This is a genomic window from Rothia sp. HMSC071F11, assembly GCF_001809115.1.
In the GTDB taxonomy this organism is placed as follows: Bacteria; Actinomycetota; Actinomycetes; order Actinomycetales; family Micrococcaceae; genus Rothia; species Rothia dentocariosa.
In genome coordinates this window covers 66,226-78,732 of record NZ_KV795754.1, presented here as the reverse complement: position 1 = coordinate 78,732, position 12,507 = coordinate 66,226, and the positions used below count along the sequence as shown (strand labels likewise).

Genomic DNA, 12,507 nt, shown 5'->3' with positions numbered 1-12,507 from the left:
GCGTTCTGCAGAGCGGAACGGGTCACCTTCACGGGGTCGTTAATACCCGCAGCCATGAGGTCTTCGTACTCGCCGGTTGCAGCGTTCAGACCGGTGCCTTCGGGCAGGGAACGAACCTTATCGACCACCACACCGGGCTCAAGGCCAGCGTTCGTTGCGATCTGCTTCAGCGGTGCATCGATAGCCACGCGCACAATGTTCGCGCCGGTTGCCTCGTCACCCTTCAGGTCGAGCTTATCGAAGACCTTCGCGCCCGCCTGAATCAGTGCCACGCCACCACCGGGGACGATACCCTCTTCAACCGCTGCCTTTGCGTTGCGCACAGCATCCTCAATGCGGTGCTTGCGTTCCTTCAGCTCAACCTCGGTTGCCGCGCCAGCCTTGAGCACAGCCACACCACCGGCGAGCTTTGCCAGGCGCTCCTGCAGCTTCTCGCGGTCGTAGTCGGAATCGGAGTTTGCGATCTCGGCGCGAATCTGTGCCACGCGGCCCTCAAGTGCTGCGGCGTCGCCAGCGCCCTCAATAATGGTGGTCTCGTCCTTGGTGACAACAACCTTGCGTGCCTTACCCAGCATCTCAAGGGTTGCGGTATCCAGGGACAGGCCAACCTCTTCGGTAATAACCTGGCCGCCGGTGAGGATCGCAATATCAGCCATCATAGCCTTGCGACGGTCACCGAAACCGGGTGCCTTCACGGCAACGGACTTGATGGAGCCGCGCATCTTGTTCAGCACGAGCAGCGCCAGAGCCTCGCCCTCAACATCCTCGGCGATAATCAGCAGCGGCTTGCCGGACTGCATGACCTTCTCAAGAACGGGAACCAGATCTTTCACGTTCGAGATCTTCTGGTTGACCACCAGGATGTAGGGGTCTTCCAGCACAGCTTCCTGACGCTCGGGGTCGGTCACGAAGTAGCCGGAGAGGAAGCCCTTATCGAAGCGCATACCCTCGGTGAGTTCCAGGTGCAGGCCGAAGGTGTTGGATTCCTCAACGGTAATCACGCCTTCCTTGCCGACCTTCTCCATGGCCTGAGCGATCAGCTTACCGATCTCTTTATCGCCCGCAGAGATGGATGCGGTTGCTGCGATCTCTTCCTCGGTCTCAACCTCTTTCGCGGAGTCGAGCAGGGTCTTGGTGACCTCCTCAACAGCCTTCTCAATACCGCGCTTGAGGCTCAGCGGGTCAGCACCAGCAGCCACGTTGCGCAGACCCTCACGCACGAGCGCCTGAGCGAGCACAGTTGCGGTGGTGGTACCGTCACCTGCGATATCGTCGGTCTTCTTGGCTACCTCTTTGACGAGTTCAGCGCCAATCTTTTCATAGGGGTCTTCAAGCTCGATCTCTTTAGCGATGGAAACACCGTCGTTGGTGATCGTGGGTGCGCCCCACGACTTCTCAAGCACGACGTTGCGGCCACGGGGGCCAAGAGTTACCTTAACGGCATCGGCTAGAGTGTTCAGTCCGCGCTCTAGACCGCGGCGAGCTTCTTCATCAAAAGCAATAAGTTTTGCCATGTGGCGATATCCCTCCTGGACGTTTCGAATGGAGCGCTCAGGTTTTCCGGTCTGCCGAAGCAGATTTTGACACCGGTTTTAGCACCTGAAGGCGCCGAGTGCTAAAAACAATTTTGGCACTTGGTGCGCCCGAGGGCAAACATTTTGAGCACCGAATTTAGCTTAATCGCCCTCAGCGCATTCTTGAGGCACGCGGAAAGCCGCAATGGGGTGAACAGGTACGGCTTCGAGTGCGAATGCACGGAGCCAAAGCACCAGTTTCGATAGCCGAGCGATGTTATATGCGAGCGCATAAGGCTCATAGAACGTTCCCGAAACTAGCGGGGATGATAAACGGTACCGCAAACCGCGGTCTCAAGCCGGTTGATGCCGTTAGCTGTAGTCGGTGGCGAGCACCACCACAATATCATTCTCGCCCAGAATCGAGGTGTCTGAGCTCTCCTGAACCGTCGTAATATTCAGGGTTTTCGCAATAGCTTCGGCCTGTGACTTCTTAGCCTCGTCCTTGTAGTAGACCGTGCTGGACTGCGGCGGGGTGCCCGACCAGTTTGCGGTTTCGGTAATCGTGTAACCCTCAAGCGCGGCGCTTGCCTTGGCCGCAGACCCGCCGGGCGCGGATGCGTTATAGACCGCCACGTTCGCATCCTTAGCCTGCTCGGATGCCGAGGCAGAGGGCGATGAAGACTCCGAGGGCGAGGCGGGGGCACTGTAGCTCTTGGCACGCGCGGCAGCCTCGGGCGAGCTGCTGCGCGGGTGGTTAATGTACATGGCGCCGCCGATCACGAGCGATAAAATACCGGCGACGACAACGGGAATAATGCCTTTGGGGCTCTTGGAAGGGTCGTCAATCACACCGCGGTATGTTCCACGGCGGGCGGTATTCTCGTCGATGTCGTCGAATTCATCGTGCGGGTATTGGCTCATGACTTCCCTAGGTTGAGTAATAGACGTACCGCTCTGCGCGGTGGAGCCCTGCCAAAGCTCTCTCTTACAGGGTACCGTATGGGGCTTTATCCGTCCTGTTCAGAACAGCGTGCGCTCATGCACACATCAGTGCGGCTGTCTTTAGCTACGGTCGCGAACCTCGCGCAGGCGGTGCATCAGGATGGGTTCGGCGGCGATCACACGCTGGCTGTCGATCATGGTGTTGAGCTTCTGGTAGTAGGCGATCGGGGTGAGCCCGAGCGCGGTAATCGCTTTCTCTTTGGTGCCCTGGTACTTCCAGTGCCGTTTTTCCAGGGCAATCATGGCACGCTCTAAATCGGTGAGGGCGGATTTTCGCGTATTCTCAGTTTTTCCGCCAGCTTCGCCGGTCTCAGTACCGGGCACAGAAGACGCAGGCTGTGCTATGGGGCCGGGTTCAGAGCTATCCGCGGGGACTGCCGCTGCGGGGTCGGCGGCTTCGGAGCCGCCAGCAGGCGAAGGTTCGGGGGTTTCCGAAGAAGGTATCGGCATCTGGATTCCTGACGAACATAGGTGGTCTACATGAACACTTTAGAGTATGTTGGTTGAAGTCACCGTGTTATTAGAGTCAAATTTTCTCAGGGAGTATTTTCATGACGAACCCGCCGCTGACCGACATTATGAGCGAAGACTGGGCGCAGGCCCTCGCGCCCGTCGAAGATAAAATCCACGCCATGGGCGAGTTTTTACGCACCGAACACGCGGCGGGACACCGAACTTTTCCCACAGGTCAGAATATTTTCCGCGCATTCTCACGCCCCATGAACGAGGTCAAGGTGCTGATCGTAGGGCAAGACCCCTACCCCACCCCCGGGAACGCGATGGGGCTTTCGTTCTCGGTGCAGCGGGATATGCCCCTGCCGAAATCGCTCATCAATATTTACCGGGAATTGTCCGACGATTTGGGGATCGAGCCCGCGCAGCACGGTGATCTGAGCTCGTGGTCCGATGAGGGCATTATGCTCATGAACCGCGTGCTCAGCGTGCGTGAAGGGGCTCCGGGGTCGCATCGCAATAAGGGGTGGGAAGAGGTGACTGAGTGCGCTATTCGGGCGCTGGCGGCACGCAATAAGCCCCTGGTCGGGCTGCTGTGGGGTGCGGATGCGCGGCGCACCGCCCCGATGCTGGAACCGTACCCGTGTGTGGAGTCTGCACATCCGTCGCCGCTATCGGCGCACCGCGGGTTCTTCGGTTCACGCCCGTTCTCGCGGGTGAATACGCTGCTGGTAGAGCAGGGTGCGGAACCGGTGGACTGGACGGTCAAGTAGCGCGCATCCGCCCACCCATACCCGCATAAAAAGGCTCTTTATTCCACTGTGGAATAAAGAGCCTTTGTAGCATCCCGCATCGAATGTAAGAACCACGGATACGCTACTCGGCGGCCTCCGCGGGCACATTGCGCGGAACCGCGAAACGCTGCAGCAGATACTGCATCAGGTAGTTGCCCAACGTCACGCCCGCCGCCATCGCAATCACAATCGAAACCGCCGAAATCATGCTCTGGATGCCCCAAACCACGTTCGTCTCAACCGTCAGCAGGTACATGCCGCGGAAGAACGACAGACCCGGCAGCAGGAAGGTCAGCGCGGGAATCGAAAAAACCGCCTGCGGGGCATGCAGTCGGTATGCCACGTAGGTGCTCAGCATGCCAATTATGAGGGCGGCAAGCGCCGTATTCGCACGCCCAGAATCGACCCCCACCAGGTAGGTATACAGGTGATAGGTCACCAGGGCACTACAGGTAATGAGTACCAGCCACCCCAGCTTCACAAGCTTCGTGTGCAGGGTAATCGCAAACGTAACCGTCGCCGCCAGCATGAACACCGAGAACGTAAGCGGCGAAGGAAGATCAAACCGGGTCTGCTCAATATCCAGAATCGGGCCGCCAAACAGGCTAATCGCATTCACCGCCGAGGCGATGCCGATCACCAGGCCCAAAAAGCTCATGCCCGTCGAAACGAATCTTCCCGCCGCGGTCACCGGGAAACCGTTAATCGCATCCTGAACCGCGCCCACCAGGCGCGAGGTCGGCAGGAACATGATCAGCCCGGCGGCAACCACCAGAGGCGCCGAAATCGACTCCCCCGGGCGGCGAATCATGGAATGATCCCCACCCAGCCAAATTGCCAGGAATGTCAGCAGACCCGCGCTCGCCGCCATGCGGAAAAACGTAGGCATGCCAATCTTATTGAGCCACTGAATCAGCAGATACACGGGAATGAACACGATCGCCGCAGCGGTTGCGGTAGACCAGCTCGCCCCCAGCGCCGCCGTCAGCGTGGTTGCGCAGCCAATATTCGCCAGCCAGGTAATCAGCGGCGGATACGGCTTAGGATGGTTCGTAATCTCGCTCAGGCGAAGGTCGGCATCTTCCAGGGTCATGCCGCCCTCGGTAATATCGTGAATCAGTCCGTAGGTAGAAGCGAGCGCCTCATAATTCTCGGTAGAGGTGCGCACCACGCGCACGAGCGTATGGGTGAACCGGGAATCGGCACTCATGGTTCGCGAGCTGATGCGCGACTCCATGTAAATATCGGGGTCGGAGGTATAGTTGATGGTCACCGACTGGTTGGTGATATTAACATCCACCGAATCGAGCCCATACGCCGAAGACACCGCGATAATCGCCGAGTCTACGTCCATCGCATCCGCACCATAATAGAACATGGCTTCCGCCAGGCGCAGCGTGAAATTGAGGGTGTCGCGGGCGTACTCTTTCTCGCGGTACAGGGCCTCACGTTGGGCGCGTTCTTCACGTTTAGCGCGCGGGGTAAACTGCCGCTGGGCGATGCGCGCCGCACCGCGCGGCGCCACGTGTGCCACCGCTTGGCCGTCAGCACGCACGAAGGAACGCAGGGTGGTTCGCACGCCCCACCGTCCGCCCGTGCCATGCCCGGCGGGCATGGTCGTAGTGGGTACGGATACTGGGGGCGCGCTCGCCGTGGGCTCTACACCGCCGAACCGCTGTGCCGCATGCGAATTGGGAACCTGCGGGATCATGCCCGTCATGGGGACGGGCTGGGACTGGCGGTATTTAGCGACTTCCGTGACGATATTACTGGAGGTCTGCGCGGGGGGCTCCTGCGGATGCGGTATCTCGGGAGGCACGCTCTGCACCGCCTGGATTACGGGTTCTTCAGGGATTTCCTCGTAGGGTATCTCCGGTTCGTAGGGCATCTGTGGAGCCTCGTCGAGAGGCATCCCGGATTCGTCGACGGGAAGAAGCTGGGTGTCGTCCGTATCGGTTTCCACGCCGTGCGCCGCCGCAACCTCGTAAAGCGCCTCACGCGCCTGCTCAGCCTGCTCGGCCTCCTTGCCGCTGTGGGCAAGAGCCTCACGCAGCTTGGAGTCGTGCACTTCGGAGAGAGGAACGGCGAAGAAATATCCCGGGCGGCGAATACTCCTCGCGTTCTCATCGGCTGGGTTGTAGCTGTGCTCCTCGGGGTTCTTCGCCATAGTATCCCTTGATCGTGTTGCGTGCTGGTGCGCTGTGTGTACCGGTGAGTGGCGTGGCGGTGCGGCGTTTCCTAGTAGAAGGAATAGTGGTGTTTCTTCACCCACAGGCGAAGCATCAGCCGCTCCACACCGGCATTCCAAAGCTTATATTTGAGCTCTGAAATAGGCTGATCGTAAACGCCCACGAAGTCGGTCACGTTCTTCGTGAACGAGGTTTTGAACAGACCCAGACCGTAGTAAGGGTGTTCTTTATTCTTGAGTTCGGCGGCGGGCGGGGTGCCGCAGAAGTCATAGGTGCTGATCCCGTGCTCCTTCATGAGGTCGGTAATCGCAGTCCACTGTACCAGATGAGAGTCGCCGTACTGTTTACGGCGCGGCTTAGAACCGCCGTCTTTATAGGTGCCCTTCGTACCGTAGTTAATTACGTAAGCGCCCACGGAGGGTTTACCGTCTTCATAGGTGAAGTAGAGCCTGCCCTGCCCGGCGTTCTCGAAGGCCCTCCAGAAGTCGCGGTAATACTCGTAGGGGCGCAGCAGAAGCGAAACTTTGCCCTGCCCCACGGTATCCATGAGGGCATACATGGCACGCATATTTTCGTCGGTGAGCTCAACCCGTTTGACCTCGCAGCCTTCACGGGTGGCGCGGCGTACAGCGTTACGTCCGCGCGAAGACAACGACTTGAGCACCTCTTCCTCGGTGCCTTCGGTGGAGAGGATGGCGGTGTAGTCATTCGGCTGAATATCGGCGGTACGAATCAGCTCGGTGCCCGCAATGACCTGCTGGGCATGCTCATCCGCCATGATTTCAGGTTCGATCTTAACGGCAAAAACACCCAATTTCTGCTCGGTAATCAGGCGGCGGTTCGCCTGCAGCAGGGCGGGCAGCTCATCGGCATCATGCACCGCCGGGCCTTTGATGAAGTACCAGAGTTTGCCCAGCAGCGGAATATTCTTCTCAAACGCCAGGCTGTAGCTGGCGAAAGGCTGCCGCTCGCCGTCACGATCGACGGTGCCTTCATACACGATATAGCGGGGTTTCCACCCGTAGTCGGCTTTGACTTTTGCGAATGATGCGGACTGCAGCAGATTTCCGCCGTCCGGGTTGGCGATCACGTGGGTATCCCACTCCTGAATTTCTGCTGGGGTTGCAAAACGTGCCGTAATTTCGTGCAAGGGTCTCTATCTCTCGTGGGGTGGTGGGTGTTCCGAACGTCTATCGCCCGCGAACCTTGTGCGGTCTTTTTGATGCGCTCGCGGCGCACGCACGCCTTAAGTCTAACAAGAGGCACGGCGATTGGTGCATCGGCGGGGTTCGCCTCGTCTAAAAAGAGTCTTGATGCGAATAAAGAGTTAAAAACGCCGCTTTATTCGCATCAAGAGCCTTTTTATGCCCCTTCCGACCCGATCGGGCGGGCTGGGGCATGAGGTAAGGGAACAGACCGGATGCACACCCGAGCCTTAAAGCAGGTATCCCGCCGCACGTGAAGCGACGGGATACCGGTAAAGCTGGCGAGAGTCGCCGGAAGGATTACTCTTCGTCGTGGTCGGTTTCGAGAATCTTCTTCAGGGTCTCTAGAGCTTCGTCTGCGCCTTCACCTTCTGCTCGGAGCACCACACGGTCACCGTGCTTAGCACCCAAGGACATCAGGGATAGGATCGAAGCCGCATCCATTGCCTCGTCTGCGGGCTCGCCTTCTGCTGCAATGGTGACCTCAACGGGGAGGTCGCCAGCTGCCTCAGCAAAAATTGCTGCGGGACGTGCGTGCAGACCAACGCGGCTTGCAATGGTGGCAATAACCTCTGCCATGGTTTTTCTCCTTTGTGAAGGAATCGTCTGTTATCGACTCCATGTTTATCAAACAGGAGGATGCACCCCCTGTTTTCCTGCCTCAATTGTACAGTTTTACTCACCGTTTGGGGACCAATGCCTCACCCGATCTTGAAATAAACTTTCAACACCGAGTTAGCCTTTTCTCCACCGGGTTTGAGGCGTCTTCTAGAGGCCGAGCTCGTCCAGAATCGGCAGCTCAGCGCGGGCGGCAGCCTTCGCCTCGGCAGAGGAAATCTGCTCCAAAGCCTTGTTGGCGATATGGCGTGCCTGCTCCAGGGTCACCGACTTGAGCACCGCCGCAACCGCGGGGATAGCACCGGCGTTCATCGAGAGGGTATCAACCCCCAGGCCGACCAGCACCACGGCCAGCGCCGGATCGGCGGCGGCCTCACCGCAGACGCTCACATATTTCTTCTCGCCGGCGTTCACCGAAGCTCGCTTAGCGCCCTTGACGGTCAGCTTAATCATCTTCAGCACCGCAGGCTGCCACGGGTTGTTCAAGTGAGCCAGATCGCCCAGCAGGCGGTCTGCAGCCATCGTGTACTGGGTCAGGTCGTTGGTGCCGATCGACACAAAATCGACCTCACCCAAAATCGCTTCGGCGTTCACGGCTGCGGCGGGGGTTTCAACCATCACGCCGTGTACCGGCAGGCCGACCTCCTTGAGCATTTTCGCGAAATTGCGAGCCTCTGAGGTGGTCGAAATCATCGGTGCCATCACCCAAATATCGGCATCGGAATCCTCGGACGCCTGCTTGATAGCCTCCAGCTGGCGGGTCAGCACGCCGGGTACGGTCCAGTCGGTGCGGAAACCGCGCACGCCCAGCGCCGGGTTTTCCTCGGGATTCACATTCAGGAAGGGCAGGGGCTTGTCGGCGCCCGCATCCAAGGTACGAACCACGATGTGCTTGCCGGGGAACGCGTCAAACACAGACTTGTACGTTGCCGCCTGGGCCTCAATAGACGGCTCGGCATCGTGCCCCAGGAAACCGAACTCGGTACGCAGCAGACCCACGCCTTCAGCGTTCAGGCTGGCGGCCTTCTCAGCGGATTTGCCATCGCCCACGTTCGCGTAAAGTGGCACGCGGGTGCCGTCGGCGAGCACGCCTTTACCGTCGAAGTCGGCGATAGGTTTGCGGTTAGCGTATTTTTCGGCGGCTTCGCGGTCTTCATCGGTCGGCTCAGTATTGACGATACCCGCGTTCGAGTCCACATAGACCTCGGTGCCGTCAGGAATATCGGTAACGCCCTTCGCCGCCACAATAGCGGGAAGGCCCAGGCCGCGCGCCAAAATCGCGGTATGCGCCTGCGGACCACCGTCTGAAGTGATCAGGGCGATCACGTTCTTCGGGTCAAGGGTCGCGGTATCTGCGGGGGCAAGATCAACTGCGGCGAGCACGAAAGGCTCCTCCGCGAAGGGGATGCCCGGTGCCTGCTGACCGGTCAGTTCCGCCACAATACGGGCGCGCACATCGTGAATATCGGTGACGCGCTCAGCCATGTAACCGCCAAGGGCCGCCATCTGGTCGGCGAACGAGGTTGCTGCCTCCCAAATCGCGCGCTCAGGTGCCATCTGCTGGGTCTCAACCAGCTTCACGGCGCTCTTAATCAGGGCGCGGTCGGTCGCCATCTGCGAGGTCGATTTGAGCACGGCCTTGCCGTCACGGCCCGCGTTTTCGGCGCGTGCGAGCAGGTCCTCTTTCACGCGAACCGACGCATCTTGAATACGTTGACCGGCCTCTTCGGGGCTTTCACCGTCTAGGCGTAGACCGGCTTTAGGCTCTTGAATAGGCTCGGGCATCTGTAGCACGGGACCAATAACGCGTCCGGCATAAACACCGACGCCTTTATATGTAGTCATGAAGTTATATCCTTCGTGTTGGGTTCTCTACAGTGTAACGCTTATGCGGCGGTCTTCGCTGGGGTCTCGGTCGCAGTCTGCCGCGACTTCGCGCCAATCGACTTCAGCAGCACATAGGTGATGGCGGATACGACAGTACCGGCGACAACAGCGAGCAGGAACATCGGAATATTGTTGCTCAAACCAATAATCCAGATACCGCCGTGCGGTGCCGGGGATGCCACATGCGCATTCATCGAAATAGCACCGGCAATCGCGCCGCCTACGATGGAGGACGGGATCACGCGCGCCGGGTCTGCCGAGGCGAACGGAATAGCGCCCTCAGAGATGAAGGATGCGCCCAGCAGCCACGCGGCCTTGCCGTTTTCACGCTCGGGCTCGGTGAAGAGCTTGGGGCGCAGGGTGGTGGCAAGCGCCATAGCCAGCGGCGGAACCATGCCGGAGATAATAACGGCTGCCATGATTTCCTTGTTCACATCGGCACCCGAAGAAAGCCCGGCGGTTGCGAACAGGTAAGCCGCCTTGTTGATGGGACCACCCAGATCGGATGCCATCATGGCACCCAGAATCAGGCCGAGAACAAGAGCGGATGCGCCAGACATGGAGGTCAGCCAATTCTGCAGGGATTCGAGAACCCACGCCAGCGGCGCGCCCAACAGCAGGTACATGATGCCGCCCGCAACGAGTGAGGTAATGAGCGGGGTAATGACCACGGGCATCATCGAACCGAGCCAGCGCGGCAGTTTGAGGGTGCCTAAACCGTAGGCAATCAGACCGGCGAGCAGACCGCCGACGATGCCGCCGAGGAAGCCAGCCTTCACGGCAACCGCGACGGAACCGGCTATAAAGCCGGGCGCAATACCGGGGCGCTGCGCCAGCCCGTAGGCGATAAAGGCGGCGAGCGCGGGAACCATCAGGTCAAGACCGAACTTACCGATGGTCTGCAGCACCGCGCCCAGGTAGAGGGTCCAGTGGGTGTCTCCCAGGTTGTAGATTGTGGCGTTGGCGAGGATCTTTTCGGTATCGACATCGCCCAGGTTCGGCATGGTGATTGCTTCGAGAATGAAGCCCAGCGCCACGATAATGCCGCCGGCAGCGACGAACGGGATCATGTACGAAACACCGGTCATCACGGCCTTGTAGATGCGCGAGCCCCACGAACCTTCGGCAGCCGAGGAGGTGTCTTCTCCGCTGGATGCGGCGGCGCTCACGCGCTTGCCGTTGGGGTTTTCGGCTTCGGCGAGGGCCTCCTCAATCATGGCTTGCGGTTCGTCAATGCCGCGCTTCACGGGGGATTCCACATAGGGCTTACCGGCGAAGCGGCTGCGGTCGCGCACGTTCACGGAGACCGCGAAAATGACGGCGTCGGCTTCATCAATATCGGCTTGGGTGAGGGTTTCGTTCCCCGAAGACCCCTGAGTCTCCACCTTGAAGTCGTAGCCGAGGTCTTCTGCCGCGTATTTGAGGGCATCCGCGGCCATATAGGTGTGCGCGATACCGGTGGGGCATGCGGTGACCGCCACGATTTTCTTGGTGGCGGGGTTGGCGGATGCAGTTGCTTCTGCGGAGTCGGTCTGTGCCGCTGCGGCTTGAGCGGATGCGCCTGCACCCGCCTTTTGCGCGTTCGATGCTGCCGAGTCGGCGGGAGCCTTCTTCGGGGTGCCGGTGCCGAGCGCATCGTTTACAAGGTCTACGATTTCTTCGGGGGTTTGTGCCTCACGCAGGGAGGCGGTGAAGCTCTTCTTCATCAGCGAACGTGCCAGCGTGGAGAGCAGTTTCAGGTGTTCCTGGTCGGCACCATCGGGGGCGGCGATGAAGAAGATCAGATCGGCCGGACCGTCTTTCGCGCCGAAGCTCACGCCGGGGTTGGGGCGTGCCATCGCGAGGGTGGGTTCGGTGACCGCCGCGCTTCGGCAGTGGGGGATGGCGATGCCGCCCGGGATGCCGGTGTCGGTCTTGGACTCGCGGGCTTCTGCAGCGGCGTAGAGCTGATCGTAGTCGGTGGCACGTGAGGCATTGACGACGGCGTGCGCAAGCTTGCTGATGACGTCGAATTTAGTCTCTCCCAGATTCTGGTCTAGGAGCACCAGCTCTGGGGTGATGAGCTCAGACATAATACCCTCCTCGGGGCGTATGATGCGGTGCGCCATGATGCCTATGCGGGCGTTTTCAGTACGCACTCAAGTGTCCGTAAATATGTTGTTTTTAGTGGTTGACCAGGCTATATGCTATATGCCTGATATGGAATATAAGCTAAATGGAAAGCTGCCTTAGGGTTACTTTCTCGGGGGTTGTCATGGCGGCCGAAGGCATTTGTGTTCCGGGTAAGGATGCTGCCGCCGAGCCATGCGCAACCGCCTGCACGAGGCATTGCTGCGGCGACTCTCCCCGCTCATAAGCATAGAGAAAACCGGAGAGCGACGAATCCCCGGCGCCCACCGTGCTGCGCACCTTCACGGGTTCATGCTGTGCATGCCAGGCACCTTCGGCGGTCACGAGAACCGCGCCGGACCCGCCAAGGGTTGCCAGCACATAGGGAATGCCGTCATTCACCAAGGTTCGTGCGGTACGTGCAGTCAGCTCGGGGCTCGACTCCAGCTCTTCCCAATTCTCGGCGCCGGTCAGCTGTGCCAACTCCTCAGAATTCGGCTTAATCAGCGTAGGCTTTATCTGCCCCGCAACGGTAGCGATCAGCGGTGCCTCAGAGGTATCGACGGCGATCTTGCCTTCATATCCGCTGGCGCGCAGCTTCGCACACAGCTCGGCATAATACGTTGCCTCCAGTCCACCAGGCAGCGAACCGGCGAGTACCACCCAATCTGCGTTTTCTGATTGGGCGATCACGAGCGCATCCAGGGCGTCGCGCAGCTTAGGGGTAAACTCG

The 12,507-nt window shown here is 59.6% G+C and carries 10 protein-coding genes; 1 reads left to right on the top strand and 9 read right to left on the bottom strand.

Going from position 1 to position 12,507, the window contains the following annotated elements:
• The 3 genes from groL to HMPREF2554_RS04500 form a co-directional block, all read right to left on the bottom strand.
• A partial coding sequence (groL, locus tag HMPREF2554_RS04510; RefSeq protein ID WP_070554210.1) for a chaperonin GroEL occupies positions 1–1,514 on the bottom strand: 1,514 nt, incomplete at its 3' end.
• 372 nt (positions 1,515–1,886) lie between these two features.
• Positions 1,887–2,438 carry a LytR C-terminal domain-containing protein gene (locus tag HMPREF2554_RS04505; RefSeq protein ID WP_004005590.1) on the bottom strand — a complete coding sequence of 184 codons (552 nt, stop codon included), beginning with the start codon at positions 2,436–2,438 and terminating at the stop codon, positions 1,887–1,889.
• Positions 2,439–2,579: 141 nt separating this feature from the next.
• On the bottom strand, positions 2,580–2,969 hold the full coding sequence (locus HMPREF2554_RS04500) for a DUF3263 domain-containing protein (RefSeq protein ID WP_070554197.1): 390 nt from the start codon (positions 2,967–2,969) through the stop codon (positions 2,580–2,582).
• 101 nt (positions 2,970–3,070) lie between these two features.
• Between HMPREF2554_RS04500 and HMPREF2554_RS04495 the strand changes: the two genes are divergently transcribed.
• Positions 3,071–3,745, top strand: a complete 675-nt coding sequence (locus HMPREF2554_RS04495; RefSeq protein WP_004005592.1) for a uracil-DNA glycosylase — start codon at positions 3,071–3,073, stop codon at positions 3,743–3,745.
• 103 nt (positions 3,746–3,848) lie between these two features.
• On the opposite strand, the gene HMPREF2554_RS04490 is transcribed toward HMPREF2554_RS04495, so the two are convergent.
• From HMPREF2554_RS04490 to HMPREF2554_RS04465, 6 genes are all read right to left on the bottom strand, one after another.
• Positions 3,849–5,933: a threonine/serine exporter family protein gene (locus HMPREF2554_RS04490; RefSeq protein ID WP_070554195.1), complete on the bottom strand. Its 2,085-nt coding sequence runs from the start codon at positions 5,931–5,933 to the stop codon at positions 3,849–3,851.
• A gap of 71 nt (positions 5,934–6,004) precedes the next feature.
• Positions 6,005–7,105, bottom strand: coding sequence for a lipid II:glycine glycyltransferase FemX (locus tag HMPREF2554_RS04485; protein WP_070554193.1), 1,101 nt, complete (start codon positions 7,103–7,105; stop codon positions 6,005–6,007).
• Positions 7,106–7,460: 355 nt separating this feature from the next.
• Positions 7,461–7,739 carry an HPr family phosphocarrier protein gene (locus tag HMPREF2554_RS04480; protein ID WP_004005597.1) on the bottom strand — a complete coding sequence of 93 codons (279 nt, stop codon included), beginning with the start codon at positions 7,737–7,739 and terminating at the stop codon, positions 7,461–7,463.
• Positions 7,740–7,928: 189 nt separating this feature from the next.
• On the bottom strand, positions 7,929–9,623 hold the full coding sequence (gene ptsP, locus HMPREF2554_RS04475; RefSeq protein ID WP_004005598.1) for a phosphoenolpyruvate--protein phosphotransferase: 1,695 nt from the start codon (positions 9,621–9,623) through the stop codon (positions 7,929–7,931).
• 41 nt (positions 9,624–9,664) lie between these two features.
• Positions 9,665–11,737, bottom strand: a complete 2,073-nt coding sequence (locus HMPREF2554_RS04470) for a PTS fructose transporter subunit IIABC (RefSeq protein ID WP_070554191.1) — start codon at positions 11,735–11,737, stop codon at positions 9,665–9,667.
• 139 nt (positions 11,738–11,876) lie between these two features.
• A partial coding sequence (locus HMPREF2554_RS04465) for a 1-phosphofructokinase family hexose kinase (protein WP_070554189.1) occupies positions 11,877–12,507 on the bottom strand: 631 nt, incomplete at its 5' end.